The organism is Agromyces sp. NPDC058126, assembly GCF_042884595.1.
Lineage (GTDB): Bacteria > Actinomycetota > Actinomycetes > Actinomycetales > Microbacteriaceae > Agromyces.
The window spans coordinates 132,206-147,942 of record NZ_JBHVTS010000003.1; the positions used below are offsets into that span (position 1 = coordinate 132,206).

At 71.0% G+C, this 15,737-nt stretch carries 16 protein-coding genes; 14 read left to right on the top strand and 2 right to left on the bottom strand.

Annotated features, from left to right (window positions below):
* Nucleotides 1-12 precede the first annotated feature (12 nt).
* The 9 genes from dnaJ to ACFVTR_RS09645 all read left to right on the top strand — a co-directional run bounded on the left by dnaJ (nucleotide 13) and on the right by ACFVTR_RS09645 (nucleotide 8,003).
* A complete protein-coding gene (dnaJ, locus tag ACFVTR_RS09605) occupies nucleotides 13-1,110 on the top strand; it encodes a molecular chaperone DnaJ (RefSeq protein WP_387036816.1) in 1,098 nt (365 codons plus the stop codon).
* 13 nt (nucleotides 1,111-1,123) lie between these two features.
* The gene (locus ACFVTR_RS09610; protein ID WP_387036818.1) at nucleotides 1,124-1,858 is read left to right on the top strand and encodes a 16S rRNA (uracil(1498)-N(3))-methyltransferase; all 735 of its coding nucleotides are present in this window, start codon (nucleotides 1,124-1,126) and stop codon (nucleotides 1,856-1,858) included.
* Between the two features lie 24 nt (nucleotides 1,859-1,882).
* A complete protein-coding gene (locus ACFVTR_RS09615) occupies nucleotides 1,883-2,245 on the top strand; it encodes an HIT domain-containing protein (protein WP_387036821.1) in 363 nt (120 codons plus the stop codon).
* Between the two features lie 67 nt (nucleotides 2,246-2,312).
* On the top strand, nucleotides 2,313-3,332 hold the full coding sequence (locus ACFVTR_RS09620; RefSeq protein ID WP_387037740.1) for a PhoH family protein: 1,020 nt from the start codon (nucleotides 2,313-2,315) through the stop codon (nucleotides 3,330-3,332).
* Entirely contained in the window at nucleotides 3,329-3,790 is a 462-nt protein-coding gene (ybeY, locus tag ACFVTR_RS09625) for an rRNA maturation RNase YbeY (protein ID WP_387036823.1), read from the top strand. Before ACFVTR_RS09620 ends, ybeY begins: the two co-directional genes overlap by 4 nt.
* Before the next feature lie 2 nt (nucleotides 3,791-3,792).
* Entirely contained in the window at nucleotides 3,793-5,109 is a 1,317-nt protein-coding gene (locus ACFVTR_RS09630; RefSeq protein ID WP_387036824.1) for a hemolysin family protein, read from the top strand.
* Nucleotides 5,072-5,995, top strand: coding sequence for a GTPase Era (era, locus tag ACFVTR_RS09635; RefSeq protein WP_387036826.1), 924 nt, complete (start codon nucleotides 5,072-5,074; stop codon nucleotides 5,993-5,995). The genes ACFVTR_RS09630 and era overlap by 38 nt, the downstream gene beginning before the upstream one ends.
* Nucleotides 5,996-6,147: 152 nt before the next feature.
* Entirely contained in the window at nucleotides 6,148-7,338 is a 1,191-nt protein-coding gene (locus ACFVTR_RS09640; protein ID WP_387036827.1) for a histidine kinase, read from the top strand.
* Complete coding sequence (locus ACFVTR_RS09645) at nucleotides 7,335-8,003, top strand: response regulator (protein WP_387036829.1); 669 nt, start codon at nucleotides 7,335-7,337, stop codon at nucleotides 8,001-8,003. The genes ACFVTR_RS09640 and ACFVTR_RS09645 overlap by 4 nt, the downstream gene beginning before the upstream one ends.
* Nucleotides 8,004-8,039: 36 nt before the next feature.
* Here ACFVTR_RS09645 and ACFVTR_RS09650 read toward each other — a convergent pair whose 3' ends face one another.
* Nucleotides 8,040-9,062, bottom strand: a complete 1,023-nt coding sequence (locus ACFVTR_RS09650) for a serine hydrolase domain-containing protein (RefSeq protein ID WP_387036831.1) — start codon at nucleotides 9,060-9,062, stop codon at nucleotides 8,040-8,042.
* Between the two features lie 103 nt (nucleotides 9,063-9,165).
* Between ACFVTR_RS09650 and ACFVTR_RS09655 the strand changes: the two genes are divergently transcribed.
* From ACFVTR_RS09655 to leuA, 3 genes are all read left to right on the top strand, one after another.
* Nucleotides 9,166-9,927: an ABC transporter ATP-binding protein gene (locus tag ACFVTR_RS09655; RefSeq protein ID WP_387036832.1), complete on the top strand. Its 762-nt coding sequence runs from the start codon at nucleotides 9,166-9,168 to the stop codon at nucleotides 9,925-9,927.
* Nucleotides 9,927-11,324: an FtsX-like permease family protein gene (locus ACFVTR_RS09660; RefSeq protein WP_387036834.1), complete on the top strand. Its 1,398-nt coding sequence runs from the start codon at nucleotides 9,927-9,929 to the stop codon at nucleotides 11,322-11,324. Before ACFVTR_RS09655 ends, ACFVTR_RS09660 begins: the two co-directional genes overlap by 1 nt.
* Before the next feature lie 249 nt (nucleotides 11,325-11,573).
* Complete coding sequence (gene leuA / locus ACFVTR_RS09665; RefSeq protein WP_387036835.1) at nucleotides 11,574-13,346, top strand: 2-isopropylmalate synthase; 1,773 nt, start codon at nucleotides 11,574-11,576, stop codon at nucleotides 13,344-13,346.
* 78 nt (nucleotides 13,347-13,424) lie between these two features.
* Here leuA and ACFVTR_RS09670 read toward each other — a convergent pair whose 3' ends face one another.
* Nucleotides 13,425-14,111, bottom strand: a complete 687-nt coding sequence (locus tag ACFVTR_RS09670; RefSeq protein ID WP_376944917.1) for a trimeric intracellular cation channel family protein — start codon at nucleotides 14,109-14,111, stop codon at nucleotides 13,425-13,427.
* A gap of 52 nt (nucleotides 14,112-14,163) precedes the next feature.
* On the opposite strand from ACFVTR_RS09670, the gene recO reads away from it, so the two are divergent.
* Both recO and ACFVTR_RS09680 read left to right on the top strand, forming a co-directional pair.
* On the top strand, nucleotides 14,164-14,916 hold the full coding sequence (gene recO, locus ACFVTR_RS09675; RefSeq protein WP_387036837.1) for a DNA repair protein RecO: 753 nt from the start codon (nucleotides 14,164-14,166) through the stop codon (nucleotides 14,914-14,916).
* A gap of 8 nt (nucleotides 14,917-14,924) precedes the next feature.
* On the top strand, nucleotides 14,925-15,731 hold the full coding sequence (locus ACFVTR_RS09680; protein WP_387036839.1) for an isoprenyl transferase: 807 nt from the start codon (nucleotides 14,925-14,927) through the stop codon (nucleotides 15,729-15,731).
* The last annotated feature ends 6 nt before the right edge of the window (nucleotides 15,732-15,737 follow it).

Genomic DNA, 15,737 nt, shown 5'->3' on the forward strand with positions numbered 1-15,737 from the left:
GACAAGCCCTCCGTGGCCGACCACTACGAGGTCCTCGGCGTCTCGCGCGAAGCGACGCCCGACGAGATCAAGAAGGCGTACCGCCGACTGGCTCGCGAACTCCACCCCGACGTGAACCCCGGTGCCGAGGCATCCGAGCGGTTCAAGGAGGTGACGCACGCGTACGACGTGCTCTCCGACCCGAAGCAGCGCCAGCAGTACGACCTCGGCGACCAGGGCGGCTTCGGCGGCCAGGGCTTCGGCGGATTCGGCGACATCTTCGAGACCTTCTTCGGGGCCGGCCAACAGACCCGGGGGCCGCGGTCGCGGCGCGAGCGCGGTCAGGACGCCCTGATCCGTGTCGAGGTCGGTCTCGACGAGGTGATCTTCGGCACCCACCGCGACATCGAGGTCGACACGGCCGTGCGCTGCGAGACCTGCCAGGGGTCGTGCTGCCAGCCGGGCACCTCGCCCGTCACCTGCGACATCTGCCGGGGCAGCGGCCAGATCCAGCGCCAGGTGCGCTCGCTCCTCGGCAACGTGATGACCTCGAGCCCGTGCGGCACCTGCCGCGGCTACGGCACGATCATCGCGACGCCGTGCGTCACCTGCCAGGGGCAGGGTCGCGTGCGCGCCCGTCGCACCGTCCCCGTCGACATCCCCGCGGGCGTCGACACGGGTGTGCGGCTGCAGATGCCGGGCTCCGGCGAGGCCGGCCCCGCCGGCGGCGCGAACGGCGACCTCTACCTCGAGATCAAGGTCAAGAACCACGACGTGTTCAGCCGCAACGGCGACGACCTGCTCGCGACCCTCGAGGTCGCGATGACCGATGCGATCCTCGGCACGACCGCCACGATCCACGCGCTCGACGGCGACGTCGAGGTCGAGCTCAAGCCCGGAGTGCAGAGCGGCGAGGTCGTCACCGTGCGCGACCGCGGCGTGACGCGCCTCCGGGGCAACGGCCGCGGCGACCTCAAGGTCGGCGTCCAGGTGGTGACCCCGACGAAGCTGTCGTCGAAGGAACGCGACCTGATCTCGCAGTTCGCCGCCTCGAAGAAGTCGCCCGCTCCCGAGCTCACCCACTTCCAGCAGGGGCTCTTCGCCCGCCTGCGCGACCGGTTCCTCGGCTGAGCAGGGCCGCGCGATGAGCAGCCTCTACCTCGACGAGAGCCTCGACCTCGCGGCGCTCGCGCCGGGCGCCCAGCTCCGGCTCGCGGGCGACGAGGCGCGCCACGCGGTCACCGTCGCGCGGGTCCGAGCGGGCGAGCGCATCTCGATCGGCGACGGCCGCGGGGTCGTGGTGCGCGGTCAGGTGGTCGCGACCGAGTCGCGCGAGCTCACCCTGGTCGCCGACGAGGTGCTCGTCGAGGAACGCCCCGAGATCATGATCACACTCGTGCAGGCGCTCGCGAAGGGCGACCGCGACGAACTGGCAGTCCAGGCCGCGACCGAACTCGGCGTCGACGCCGTCATCCCGTGGGCGGCGGCGCGTTCCGTCTCCCGCTGGGAGGGGCCGAAGGCCGAGAAGGGCCGCGCCCGGTGGGCCAGCATCGTCCGCGAGGCCGTGAAGCAGTCGATCCGCTCGTGGTTGCCCGAGGTCGCCCCGGTCGCGACGACGGCGCAGCTTCCCGCGCGCCTCGACGGGGTTCGGATGCTGCTGCTCGAGCCGACCGCGGCGACGCCGCTCTCCGAGCTGCGCCCCGACGGCCGCGACCTCGCACTCGTCGTCGGCCCCGAGGGCGGCATCTCGCCCGACGAGCTCGCGAAGCTCACGGCGGCCGGTGCCGAGCCGGTGCGTCTCGGGGCCTTGGTGCTGCGCACCTCGACGGCGGGGCCGGCGGCGATCGCCGTGCTCAACGCCGCGCTCGGGCGGTGGTAGCCGATCGCTCGCTACGATGGGAAGATGACCGACTCGCCCGCTGAACCGACCGTCTTCGAACGCATCGTCGCGCGCGAGATCCCCGCCCGCATCGTGGCCGAGACCGACCGGGTCATCGCCTTCCACGACATCGCGCCGAAGGCGCCGGTGCATGTGGTCGTCACGACGAAGACGGCCGACTACCGCGACGTCGTGGGCCTCGCGGCCGGCGACCCCGCGCTGCTCGCCGAACTCGTCGCGGTCGCGCAGGGCGTCGCCGCCGAGCTCGGCGACGGCGAGTTCCGCCTCGTGTTCAACACCGGGGCATCCGCGGGCCAGACCGTCTTCCACGTGCACGCGCACGTCCTCGCCGGCGCCCTCGAGGAGGACACGCTTGCCGGAGCCTGAATCGATCGATCCCGACGCGCCCGAGGCGGGCGCCGACGAGGAGCGCCTCAGCATCGACGGCGTGGCGATGGTGCGGCTGCTCGGCCCGCAGGATCGACTGCTCACGACCGTGCAGCGCGAGTACCCGGGGGTCGAGGTGCACGTCCGCGGCAACGAGATCTCGATCCGTGGCGAACTCGAGCAGCGGAGAAAGGTGCGCCGGCTCATCGAAGAGCTGCTCGAGCTCGTGCGCCACGACCAGGACCCGACCCCGACCGAAGTGAGGAGCTCCGCCCGCATGCTCGACGCCGATCCCGACGCGAAGCCGTCAGAACTGCTCGGCCAGGTCATCGTCTCGAGCCGGGGCAAGACCATCCGGCCGAAGACCGAGGGCCAGCGCGCCTACGTCGACGCCATCGACGAGCACACGATCGTGTTCGGCATCGGCCCCGCCGGCACGGGCAAGACCTACCTCGCGATGGCGAAGGCCGTGCAGGCGCTGCAGCGCAAGGAGGTCAGCCGGATCATCCTGACCCGCCCCGCCGTCGAGGCGGGGGAGCGGCTGGGCTTCCTGCCGGGCACCCTGACCGACAAGATCGATCCCTACCTGCGCCCGCTCTACGACGCGCTGAACGAGATGATGGACCCCGAGCTCGTGCCGAAGCTGCTCGCCTCGGGCACGGTCGAGGTCGCACCGCTCGCCTACATGCGCGGCCGCACCCTCAACGACTCGTTCGTCGTGCTCGACGAGGCGCAGAACACGACGCCCGAGCAGATGAAGATGTTCCTCACCCGGCTCGGGTTCGGCTCGAAGATGGTCGTCACCGGCGACGTCACCCAGGTCGACCTGCCGGGCGGCGCCTCGGGGCTCCGACTCGTCACGCGCATCCTCGATCGCATCGACGACATCCACTTCGCCCGCCTGACGAGCGACGACGTCGTGCGGCACACCCTCGTCGGCCGCATCGTCGACGCCTACACCGAGTTCGACCAGCGGCAGCAGGCCCAGCGCTACGAACGCGCCGAGGCCCGCGAGTTCGCGAACCGCGCCGAACGGCGCGGACATGCGGGTCCCCGCGACCACTTGCCGAGAAGGGGCACGTCTTGAGCATCGAGATCAACAACGAATCCGCGATCGAGGTCGACGAGGCCGCGATCCAGCGGCTCGCGGTCTACGCGCTCGACGCGATGCACGTGCACCGCGACGCCGAACTCGCCATCGTGCTCGTCGACGAGGGCGCCATGGAGCAGCTCCACGTGCAGTGGATGGACGAGCCCGGCCCGACCGACGTGCTGAGCTTCCCCATGGACGAGCTCCGGCCCGGCACCGAGGAGGCGCCGACCCCGCCGGGGCTCCTCGGCGACATCGTGCTCTGCCCGCAGGTCGCCGAGTCGCAGGCCCGCACCGCGGGGCACGGGCTCGTCGACGAGCTGCTCCTGCTCACGACGCACGGGATCCTGCACCTCCTCGGCTTCGATCACGCGGAGCCCGACGAGGAGAAGGAGATGTTCGGCCTCCAGCGCGACATCCTCGTGGGCTTCTCCATGCAGGAGCGCCGCCGCTGACCATGCTGCCCTGGCTCTTCCTCGGCGCCGCCTTCCTCCTCGTCGCATTCGGCGGCCTCATGGCCGCCGTCGACGCGGCGGTCGGCGTGAGCTCCCGCGCCGACCTGAACGACCTCGCCGTCGGCGCCCGTGCGCGCCGGTCGATCCTCGCGATCGCCGACGACACCGGCGCCCACGTGAACACCGTCAACTTCGTGCGCATCATCGCGGAGACCACCGCGGCGGTGCTCGTGACGCTCGCGTTCACCTTCTTCATCGACGACATCTGGCTCGTGCTGCTGTGCTCCGCGCTCATCATGACGGCGGCGTCGTTCGTGCTCGTGGGCGCGAGCCCGCGGAGCGTCGGGCGTGAGCACGCGCCGATGGTGCTGCGCCTCACCGCCCCGCTCGTGCACTTCCTCCGCGTGCTGATCGGGCCGCTCGCGGTCGCGCTCGTCTCGCTCGGCAACCGGGTCACGCCCGGCAGCCTGCGCTTCGCCGGTGTCTCGAGCGAGGAGCAGCTGCTCAGCATGGTCGACGAGGCCGCCGAGTTCGAGGTGCTCGAAGAGGGCGACCGCGAACTGATCCACTCGATCTTCGAGTTCAACGACACCGTCGTGCGCGAAGTCATGGTGCCGCGCACCGACATGGTGACGATCGACGCGACCGCCCACCTGCCGCACGCGATGTCGGTGTTCCTGAAGGCCGGCTACTCGCGGATCCCGGTGATCGAGCACGACGCCGACGACGTGGCCGGCATCCTCTACCTCCGCGACCTCGCACGGCTCGGGTTCGAGCGGCCGCTCGACGCCGAGGGGCTCACCGTCGGCGAGCTGGCGCGACCCGCGGTGTTCGTGCCCGACTCGATGAAGGCCGACGCGCTGCTCAGGCAGATGCAGCTCGAGTCGAACCACCTCGCGATGGTCGTCGACGAGTACGGCGGCATCGCCGGGCTCGTGACCCTCGAAGACCTCATCGAGGAGCTCGTCGGCGACATCTCCGACGAGTACGACCGCGAGGCCGCGCAGGTGGAGGACCTGGGCGAGGGTCGGTACCGCGTCAACGCGCGCCTCCCCGTCGACGAGCTCGGCGAACTGTTCGGGCTCGACCTCGAGGACGAGGACGTGGACTCCGCCGGGGGACTGCTCGCGAAGGAGCTCGGGCGCCTGCCCAAACCGGGCGAGCACGCGATGGTGTCGGGCCTGCGCCTCGAAGCCGAGCGCACCGAGGGCCGTCGCAAGCGAATCTCGACGATTCTCGTCGAGGCAGATCAGGCCCTCATCGACGCGCGCACCGCGTTCGATGCGGGAGACTCCGTCGAGAGGAACCATCGTGACTGACTACCGTGCCGGATTCGTGTCCTTCGTCGGGCGCCCGAACGTCGGCAAGTCGACGCTCACGAACGCGCTCGTCGGCGAGAAGGTCGCCATCACGAGCTCGAAGCCGCAGACGACCCGCCGGGCCATCCGCGGCATCGTGCACCGCGAGCACGGCCAGATCATCCTCGTCGACACCCCGGGCCTGCACCGCCCGCGCACCCTGCTCGGCGAGCGCCTCAACACGCTCGTGCAGTCGACGCTCGGCGACGTGGACGTGATCGCGTTCTGTGTGCCCGCGAACGAGCCGATCGGTCCGGGCGATCGCTTCATCAACGAGCAGCTCGAGCAGTATCCGCGCGCGAAGAAGGTCGCGATCGTCACCAAGACGGATGCCACGTCGAAGGCCAAGGTCGCCGAGCAGCTGCTGGCGGTCTCCGAGCTTCGCGAGTGGGCGGCGATCATCCCCGTCTCGGCGCCGCGCGGCGAGCAGCTCGACGTGCTCGTCTCCGAGCTGCTCGTGCTCCTGCCCGAATCCGAGCAGCCGCTGTACCCGGCCGACGCCCTCACCGACGAGGACGTGTCCGACCGTATCGCCGAGTTCATCCGCGAGGCCGCCCTCGAGGGCGTCTCCGACGAGCTGCCGCACTCGATCGCCGTCGTCGTCGACGACATGGTCGAGCGCGAGGACAAGGATCTGCTCGAGATCTACGCGAACCTCTACGTCGAGCGCGACAGTCAGAAGGGCATCATCATCGGCAAGGGCGGTTCGCGCCTCCGCGAGGTCGGCACGACCGCGCGCGCGCAGATCGAGGGGCTGCTCGGGCGCAAGGTGCACCTCGCCCTGCACATCAAGGTCGCGAAGGAGTGGCAGCGCGACCCGAAGCAACTGGGCCGTCTCGGTTTCTGAGCTCGGTTTCTGAGCGGCAGCGCGACTCGGGCCTGATTCCACTCGGTCGGCTCGGTCTCCGGGCGGATTCGGGGAGCGCCTGTCGTACGACTCGAGGATGATTCTGCCCGCGAACGGCGGCTCCTCGCGGTGCGAGCGCGTACGGTGGATCGGTGCCCACCAGGATCAGCCGCGCGAAGTTCACGACCGACATCGTGCTCGCCGGCGTGTTCGCACTCATGTGCCTGCCGTTCGCCCTGCTCGGCGGCGTCGCCGATCTGGTGATCCTCTCCGGCTTCACGGCCGCCCTCGTCATCCGTCGCTACGACGTGCGGTGGTCGCTCGCCGTCGCGTGGGCCTCGGCGCTGACGCAGATGCTGCTGCTGCGCGACCTCCAGCTCTACGATGCCGCGGTGCTCGGGGTGCTCTACTCGACCGCGGCGCACGGCGGCCGGGTCGTGAAGTGGCTGGGGCTCGGGTCGGCGGGGGTCGGCGCGCTCCTCGCGACCGGCTACCTCGCGGTCGTGAAGCCGCTGCTCGGCGGAGCGGCGGCGATCGGCGGCGACCCGATCAGCATGCTGGTGCTCACGGGGATGCTCTTCGTCGCCTCGATCGCGGTGCTCGTGCTCGCGTGGACGGCCGGGCTCCTGGTGCGCGCCGTTCGTGACAACCGAGAGGTGGCGCGCCGTGAGGAGGTCGCGAACCGCGAACGCGAGCTCGCCCAGTACCGCTACGTCGTCGAGCAGGAGCGCAATCGCATCGCCCGCGACATGCACGACGTCGTCGCGCACTCGCTCGCGGTCGTGATCGCGCAGGCCGACGGCGCGCGCTTCGCGGCACGCACCCGGCCCGAGTCGGCCGTCGATGCGCTCGGCACGATCGCCGGAGTCGCACGCGGCGCGCTCGGCGACGTGCGGCTGCTGCTCGCCGAGCTCCGTCATCACGAGAGTGCCTCGCCGCAACCAGTGCTCGACGACCTGGGCGCCCTGCTCGAGCAGGTGCGCGCCGCCGGGCTCGACGTGCGATTCTCCGAGTCGGGCTCGCGCCCCGAACTCGGCACGGGACACCAGATCGCGGTGTACCGCATCGTGCAGGAGGGGCTCACGAACGCGCTGCGTCACGGCGACACGACGAAGCCCGTCGTCCTCGACCTCGACTGGGATCAGGCGGGGGTCGAGCTGCAGCTCGTCAACTCGCAACGGCCGGATGCCACGGCGCCCGACTCGCACGCGTTCCGCCATGGGATCCCCGGCATGCGCGAGCGCGCGCAGCTCACCGGCGGCAGCCTGCACGCCGCAGCCGGCGACGACGGCCTGTTCCGTCTGACCGCCCGCATCCCCGCCCAACCCGGAAGGACCGCATGAGCATCCGAGTCGCGCTCGTCGACGACCAGGCCCTGTTCCGCGCCGGCGTGCGCATGCTCATCGAGTCGCAGCCCGACCTCGACGTCGTGGGCGAGGCCGGCGACGGCGTCGCGGCGGTCGCCCTCGCCGCGACCGAGCGACCCGACGTCATCCTGATGGACGTGCGGATGCCGCTCGCCGACGGCATCTCCGCGACCGAGCGGATCCTCGCGGACGCCGATCGCGACGGCCGGGCGGCCCCGCGGGTGCTCGTGCTGACGACCTTCGACCTCGATGAGAACGCCGCACGCGCGATCCGCGCGGGCGCGAGCGGGTTCGTGCTGAAGGACGCCGACCCCGAGTTCCTGCTCGCGGCGATCCGCACGGTGCATCAGGGCAACCAGGTGATCGCCGCCTCGGCGACGCGCGCACTGTTCGCGCACGTCGGGACGGCGCCGGCGGGGCGTCCCGCGCCGGCGGCGTGGTTCGAGCTGACCCCGCGCGAGCGCGAGATCTTCGCGCTGGCCGCGCGCGGGCTCTCGAACAGCGAGATCGCGGCATCCGAGTACCTGAGCGAGGCGACGGTGAAGACGCACATCAGCAGGATCCTCGCAAAGCTCGGCCTGCGCGACCGCGTGCAGCTCGTGGTGTTCGCCTACGAGCACGAGCTGTCGTCGAACGGGTAGCGCCGTCGCGGCCGCGATGAGCGGACGGCGATCCGCCTACATCGCCTCCATCAGCAGGGCGATGACCGGCCACGCCCCGTCGGAGCTGTTGCCCAGCACGCTGACGGTGGTCTCGGTACGCGGGTCGTGCACCGATCGGAACGAGACGCCGGCGTCGTGGCCCTCCATGACGAGCCGGGGTGCGGTCGCGCCGAGGAAGACGCCCATACCCGACCGCAGGCCCTCGTCGGGCAGGTCGAAACGTGGACGGATCATCTCCTCGACGGTCTCTTCGCGCACGATGCGGCCGTCGCGGAGCGCGCGCCAGAAGGTGTGGAGGTCGTCGGCGGTGGTGTAGATGCCGCCGTCGCCGTTCCCGCGCACCGGCAGGTGCAGCACGTTCGTTCGGTCGCCCTCGTCGTTCAGATAGCCGAGTGCGGCGTCGCCGGGAAGGTCGTCCGACCTGAGGAACGAGGTTCGCCGCAGCTCGGCCCGCGAGCAGACCTCCGCCTCGACGAGGTCGTGGAACTCGACCCCGCTCGCACGCTCGGCGATCAGTGCGAGCACGATGTAGCCCCCGTTGCAGTAGGCGAATCGTTCGCCGGGCGGGAACGACTGCGGGTAGCCGTCGACGACCGGCACGAACGCCTCGGTGTCGGCGAGGACGTGCACGGGAACGGGGAGCACGTAGTCGGCCGGCTCCCAGTCCGCCGCTTCATCGAGGTAGTCGCCGACGCCGGACGTGTGCGTGAGCAACTGCTCGACGGTCACCTCGACGTCGATGAGCGGCAGGTCGGCGCCCAGGATGCTGCGGACGCGCGTGCTCAGCGACAGCACGCCCTCCTCGACGAGTCGGAGCACGGCCAGTGCGGTGAAGGTCTTGCCGCCGCTCGCGATCGCGAAGCGGGTCCGAGCGGCGTTCGGCACGCCCAGGGCGCGGTGCGCGTCGCCCTCGACGCGCTCGAAGGCGCGACGATCGCCGACGTCGACCGTCACGACGCCCGTGAACGATCGCTCGCCCACTGCGGCGTCGAGTGCCGCGCCATCGATGCCGAGTTCCGCGACGCCGTCGGAGACCATGCGTGGAGCCTACGCCGTGCCGTCGACGTCATCCCAGAGGATGACCGCGAACCGATCCCTGGTCGGATGACCCGGGCGTGGGCGACTCCGTAGCGTCGAAGACATGCAGATCCAACCCTCAGACCTCGGTCTCATCGCCCGCGTCGCGGGCCTCGCGAAGCGCTACGGCCACGGTGCCGGTGCCGTGACCGCACTCGACGACGTGTCGCTCGGGCTCCGCCGCGGCGAGTTCACCGCGATCATGGGGCCGTCGGGCTCGGGCAAGTCGACGCTCATGCACATCATGGCCGGCCTCGACTCGCCGACGTCCGGCCGGGTCTGGCTCGGCGACACCGACATCACCGAACTCGGCGATGCGGCGCTCACCGTGCTGCGCCGGCGCCGCATCGGGTTCATCTTCCAGTCGTTCAACCTTGTGCCGACCCTCGACGTGCGCGGCAACGTGATGCTGCCGTTCGAGCTCGACGGCCGCCGGCCCACCCGCGACGAGCAGGCGTGGATCGACGAGCTCTTCGACACGCTCGGCCTCGGCGGCCGCCTCACGCACCGCCCGCACGAGCTCTCGGGCGGGCAGCAGCAGCGCGTCGCCATCGCGCGGGCCCTCGCGACCCGCCCCGACCTGGTGTTCGCCGACGAGCCGACCGGCAACCTCGACTCGCGCACGGGCCGCGAGGTGCTCGGCCTCCTGGCCGTCGCGAGCGCCCGCTACGGGCAGTCGATCGCGATGGTCACGCACGACCCGGTGGCGGCGAGCCACGCCGATCGCATCCTGTTCCTCGCCGACGGGAAGATCGTGCGCGACGCGGGCCGGTCGACGCCCGAGGAGATCTCGGCGTTCATGCTGTCGATGGAGCTGGCGGCCTGATGCGCACCCGTCTGAAGGACCAGTGGCCGACGCTGCTGGTCGCCGTCCTCGCCGGCACCTTCGGGGTGCTGCTGCTGCACGTGACGGGGCTCCTCGCCGCCGCGATCCGTGCCGACGACGTCACCGGCGAGAGCGACACGGTGGCCCTCATGCTCGGCTTCCTCGCGACGGTCTTCGTCGTGATCGCCGTGTACGTGAGCGCGATCGTCACCTCGAACACGGTCGCCACGGTCGTCGCCGGCCGCACCCGCACCATCGCGCTGCTGCGCCTCATCGGGTCGAGCGCCCGCGCGCAGCGGGCGCAGATCGCGAAGGAGGGGCTCGTCGTCGGCATCGCCGGCGCCGCGATCGGCGTGTTCGCCGGCACCGGCGCGGCGTTCGGCGTCGAGCAGTTCGCCGTCGCGAACCGGATGCTGCCCCCGACCGAGTACGACTACCTCAACCCCGCCGTCGTGCTGCCCGCGATCGCGGTCGTGCTCACCACGTGGCTGGCCTCGTGGGTCGGGTCGCGCCGGGTGCTCCGGGTGCGCCCGATCGAGGCGATCTCGAACTCGAACGCGCAGGACCGCGAGGAGCTCGGTCGCCGCCGCGGTCGCAACATCGCGGCGATCGTGCTGGTCGTCATCGGCATCGGCCTGCTCGCCACCGGCGTCGTGGTCGGCCTCACCGACCCGATGGGCGTGCTCATCGGCCTGGCCGGAGGCATCCTCTCGTTCACCGGTGTCGTGCTCGGCGCCGATGTCGTGATGCCGCCGGTGCTGCGCCTCGTGGGCCGGCTCTTCGGTCGCTCGCCGGCCGCGCGACTCGCCGCCGAGAACGCCGTGCGCAACCCCGAGCGGAGCTCGCGCATGACGATCGGCCTCGTCATCGGGGTCACCCTCGTCACGACCTTCTCGGTGACGATGGAGTCGTACCGCGCGATGCTGCTCGCCGCGCAGGAGGCGCAACCCGAGGTCTACGCCGGCATCGACGAGATGCTGAACGCGACGATCGCCGTCTTCACGGTGCTCATCGGCTTCAGCGCCCTCATCGCCGCGATCGGCATGGTCAACACGCTCTCGCTCAGCGTCATGCAGCGCACGCGCGAGCTCGGGCTCCTGCGGGCGCTCGGCTTCGACCGCGGGCAGCTGCGCCGCATGATCGTCGTGGAGAGCGCGGCGCTCACCGTCGCCGCCACCCTCACGGGCCTGGTGCTCGGCTTCGGCTACGGCTGGGCGGGTGCGCAGGCGCTCCTCGGCGGCGCGCAGGGCGAACCGGTGTTCGTCCTGCCGGGCGTGCCGTGGATCATGATCGGCGCACTCGTCGTCGCGGCGGGCGTGCTGACGCTCGTCGCATCCATCGCCCCGGCGCGGCGCGCGATGCGCGTCTCGCCGGTGGTCGCCCTCGCGGTCGACTAGGGGGACCGCGGGGGACGGGAGGGAAGGGCGGGCGGCGGCCTCGGGGGAGGCCGCCGCCCGCTTCCGTCCGTCCGCTCGCGCCGCGGGCGCGTCACATGCATGCGGCCGCCGTGCTCGGATGTTAGCCTTGTGCCGTGCTTCACGGCCTGCTTCTCCTTAGCTGCCGCAGCGAGTCCTAGTTCGAAGGCCTCCCTCGCTGCGGAGTTCGTCGTCGGCTGAATCCATCCGAACAAGCGAGAAGAGCACCTCATGCAGAACACCCAGCAGCCCTCGGCGATGCCCGTTCACCGGTACCGCCCCTTCCACGAGCAGATCTCGGTCGAACTGCCCGACCGCACGTGGCCGTCCAAGCGCATCGAGCAGGCCCCGCGCTGGTGCGCCGTCGACCTGCGCGACGGCAACCAGGCCCTCATCGACCCGATGAGCCCCGAGCGCAAGCGCATCATGTTCGACCTCCTCGTGAAGATGGGCTACAAGGAGATCGAGGTCGGGTTCCCGAGCGCGAGCCAGACCGACTTCGACTTCGTACGCAGCCTCATCGACGAGAACGCGATCCCCGACGACGTCACGATCCAGGTTCTCACGCAGGCCCGCGACCACCTGATCGAGCGCACCTACGAGGCGATCGCCGGCGCGAAGCAGGCGATCGTGCACCTCTACAACTCGACGAGCATCCTGCAGCGCGAGGTCGTCTTCTGCACCGACAAGCAGGGCATCATCGACATCGCCCTGCACGGCGCGCGCAAGTGCCGCGAGCAGGAGGCGACGATCCCGGGCACCACGGTCTACTACGAGTACTCGCCCGAGAGCTACACCGGCACCGAGCTCGAGTTCGCGGTCGACGTCTGCAACCAGGTGCTCGAGATCCTCGAGCCCACGCCCGAGCGCAAGGTGATCATCAACCTGCCCGCGACCGTCGAGATGGCGACCCCCAACGTCTACGCCGACTCGATCGAGTGGATGAGCCGGCACCTCGCGCACCGCGAGAACGTCCTCCTCTCGCTGCACCCCCACAACGACCGCGGCACGGCCGTCGCCGCCGCCGAGCTCGGCTACCTGGCGGGCGCCGACCGCATCGAGGGCTGCCTCTTCGGCAACGGCGAGCGCACCGGCAACGTCGACCTCGTGGCACTCGGCGTGAACCTCTTCACGCAGGGCATCGACCCGCAGATCGACTTCTCCGACATCGACGAGGTCAAGCGCACCGTCGAGTACTGCAACCAGCTGCCGGTTCCCGAGCGGCACCCGTGGGCGGGCGACCTCGTCTACACCGCGTTCTCGGGGTCGCACCAGGACGCGATCAAGAAGGGCTTCGAGGCGATGGCCGCCGAGGCCGAGCGCCGCGGCGTCTCCGTCGACGAGCTCGAGTGGGCGGTGCCGTACCTGCCCGTCGACCCGCGCGACCTGGGACGCAGCTACGAGGCCGTCATCCGCGTGAACTCGCAGTCGGGCAAGGGCGGCGTGGCCTACCTGCTGAAGACCGACCACGCGCTCGACCTGCCGCGGCGCCTGCAGATCGAGTTCTCGGGCGTCGTGCAGCAGAAGACCGACGCCGAGGGCGGCGAGGTCTCGAGCGACGAGATCTGGCGTGCCTTCACCGACGAGTACCTGCCGGCGCCGCAGAATCGCCCCGACGAGAAGTGGGGCCGCTTCGAGCTCCTGAGCCTCCGCACCGAGAGCGCCCTCGATGGGGTCGTCAACGTGCGAGTGGGCCTCCGCGACGGCGCCGAGCGCGTCGAGGCCGATGCGAGCGGCAACGGGCCGATCTCGGCGTTCCTCAACGTGCTGGGCGCGGAGGGCGTCGAGGTGAAGCTGCGCGACTACGTCGAGCACACGCTTTCGGCGAGCGGCGACTCGCAGGCGGCCGCGTACGTCGAGCTCGAGGTCGAGGGCACGGTGCTCTGGGGCGTCGGCATCGACGCCGACATCTCAACCGCGTCGCTGAAGGCGGTCGTCTCGGCGGTCAACCGCGCGCTGCGCGTGCGCACTCCCGAGCCCGAGCTCGCGACCGCAGGCGCCTGAGCGCCGCGCAGGGTCAGCGGCGCCCTGATCAGGCGGCGGCAGCACTCGCGACCGCAGGGGCCTGATCGCGCCGCGAGGTCAGCGGCGGATGACCGGCAGCACGCCGGTCTCCGTCGCGACCTTGCGACGGTAGAGCATGCGCTGCTCGGGCAGCGAGAGGTCGAAGATCACCGCGAGCCAGCGGATGAGGCTCGTCACGACGATGCAGACCATGCCCGCGATGAGCAGCGGCACGCCGAAGGCGTCGAGACCGACGAGCACGAGGCATCCGGCTGCGGCGGCGACCGCGTAGAGCGAGCCGACGTGCATGATCGCGACCGGCAGGCTCATCAGCATGTCGCGCAGGATGCCGCCGCCGACGGCAGCCGCGACGCCGACGAACACCGCCGGGAGCACGGGCAGCCCGAGGTCGAGCGCCTTCGTCGTGCCGAAGGCGCCGAACATGCCGATGACGAGCGCGTCGAGCCCGACGATGACCCCGTTGAGGCGCTGCAGGGGAGCCGCGAGCAGCATGCCGACGAGGGACGCCGCGACCGCGGTCACGAGGTACCAGTTGCTCTGGAGCGCGCCGATCGGCTGGTTCAGGAGCAGGTCGCGGATCGCACCGCCGCCGAAGCCCATCACGATGCCGACGATCGCGACGCCCAGCAGGTCGAGGCGGCGTTCGCCGCGGAATCCGGAGGCGAACAGTGCGCCCTGCACGCCGCCGAGGCCGACGGCGGTCAGGTCGAGCCAGAGGGGGATCGTGAACTCTGCGGTTTCCACGATCACAGTGAATCACGGATGCCGCGGGCTGCAGAGATGGGAGAATCGACGTGTGCCCGTGTACCGAGATGAAGCCGTCGTGCTGCGCACCCACAAGCTGGGCGAGGCCGACCGCATCCTCACGCTGCTCACGCGCGAGCACGGCAAGGTGCGCGCCGTCGCGAAGGGCGTGCGACGCACGGGTTCCAAGTTCGGCGCCCGCCTCGAGCCGTTCATGGTCGCCGACCTGCAGCTCTACGAGGGCCGCAGCCTCGACGTCGTGAACCAGGCCGAGTCGCTCGGCTCGTACGGCGCGCAGATCACGCAGGACTACGCGGCGTACACCGCGGCGAACGCCATGGTCGAGGCCGCCGACAAGCTCACCGAGTCCGAGGGGTCGCTGCAGCAGTACCTGCTGCTCGTCGGCGCCCTCCGTTCGCTCGCCCGCGGCGAGCACGGGGCGAGCCTCACCCTCGACTCGTATCTGCTCCGCGCCCTCGCCCTCGCCGGGTGGGCGCCGAGCTTCGGCGACTGCGCCCGCTGCGGTCGCCCCGGCGAGCACACGGCCGTGGTCGTGCAACTCGGCGGCGTCGTCTGCGACGACGAGTGCGCGCCGCCCGGCACCCCGCGCATCGAGCGCACGACGGTGGCGCTGCTCGGCGCGCTGCTCTCGGGCGACTGGGACTACGCCGAGGCGGCCCCCGAACGCGATCGCAACCAGGCGAGCGGCATCGTCGCCGCCTACACCCAGTGGCATCTCGAACGGGGCCTCCGTTCGCTGCCGCACGTCAGCCGCGAGGCATCCGCCCCGCACCCCGCCCTCTGAGGAACCCTGTGACCCCGAAGCCCTTCACCCATCGCGACGCGGTGCCCTACAAGCCGCTCGACTGGACGGGAATCCACCCGCCCGCGTTCCCGAAGGGGGCGGTGCCCGAGCACGTCGCGATCGTGATGGACGGCAACGGGCGCTGGGCCAACCAGCGTGGACTCACCCGCATCGAGGGGCACAAGGCGGGTGAGGCGGCGCTCCTCGACGTCGTCGCCGGCGCGATCCAGGCCGGAGTGAAGCATCTCTCGGTGTACGCGTTCTCGACCGAGAACTGGAAGCGGTCGCCCGAGGAGGTGCGCTTCCTCATGGGCTACAACCGCGACGTGCTGCACCGTCGGCGCGATCAGCTGAACGAGTGGGGCGTGCGCATCCGTTGGGCGGGCCGTCGGCCCCGACTCTGGGCCTCGGTCATCAACGAGCTTCAGTTCGCCGAGAAGCTCACCGCCGGCAACGACGTGCTGACGCTCACCATGTGCGTCAACTACGGCGGACGCAACGAGATCACCGACGCCGTGCGGTCCATCGCCGACGATGTGGCGGCCGGCCGGCTGCGGCCCTCGGCGGTCAGCGAGAAGCTCATCGCAAAGCGGCTCTACGTGCCCGAGCTGCCCGACGTCGACCTGTTCGTGCGCTCCTCGGGCGAGCAGCGCACCTCGAACTTCCTGCTCTGGCAGTCGGCGTATGCCGAGATGGTGTTCCTCGACACGCTCTGGCCCGACTTCTCGCGCATCCAGCTGTGGGAGGCGATCGAGATCTACGCCCGTCGCAATCGCCGGTTCGGCGGGGCGATCGACGCGCCGACGGTCGGCTGACGGCGA

Excerpts from the sequence above, each read along its gene's own strand:
- ACFVTR_RS09610 (WP_387036818.1), top strand. The coding sequence starts at position 1,124 with ATGAGCAGCCTCTACCTCGACGAGAGCCTCGACCTCGCGGCGCTCGCG.
- ACFVTR_RS09615 (WP_387036821.1), top strand. The coding sequence starts at position 1,883 with ATGACCGACTCGCCCGCTGAACCGACCGTCTTCGAACGCATCGTCGCG.
- ACFVTR_RS09620 (WP_387037740.1), top strand. The coding sequence starts at position 2,313 with ATGGTGCGGCTGCTCGGCCCGCAGGATCGACTGCTCACGACCGTGCAG.
- ACFVTR_RS09630 (WP_387036824.1), top strand. The coding sequence starts at position 3,793 with ATGCTGCCCTGGCTCTTCCTCGGCGCCGCCTTCCTCCTCGTCGCATTC.
- era (WP_387036826.1), top strand. The coding sequence starts at position 5,072 with ATGCGGGAGACTCCGTCGAGAGGAACCATCGTGACTGACTACCGTGCC.
- ACFVTR_RS09645 (WP_387036829.1), top strand. The coding sequence starts at position 7,335 with ATGAGCATCCGAGTCGCGCTCGTCGACGACCAGGCCCTGTTCCGCGCC.
- ACFVTR_RS09650 (WP_387036831.1), bottom strand. The coding sequence starts at position 9,062 with ATGGTCTCCGACGGCGTCGCGGAACTCGGCATCGATGGCGCGGCACTC.
- ACFVTR_RS09655 (WP_387036832.1), top strand. The coding sequence starts at position 9,166 with ATGCAGATCCAACCCTCAGACCTCGGTCTCATCGCCCGCGTCGCGGGC.
- ACFVTR_RS09660 (WP_387036834.1), top strand. The coding sequence starts at position 9,927 with ATGCGCACCCGTCTGAAGGACCAGTGGCCGACGCTGCTGGTCGCCGTC.
- leuA (WP_387036835.1), top strand. The coding sequence starts at position 11,574 with ATGCAGAACACCCAGCAGCCCTCGGCGATGCCCGTTCACCGGTACCGC.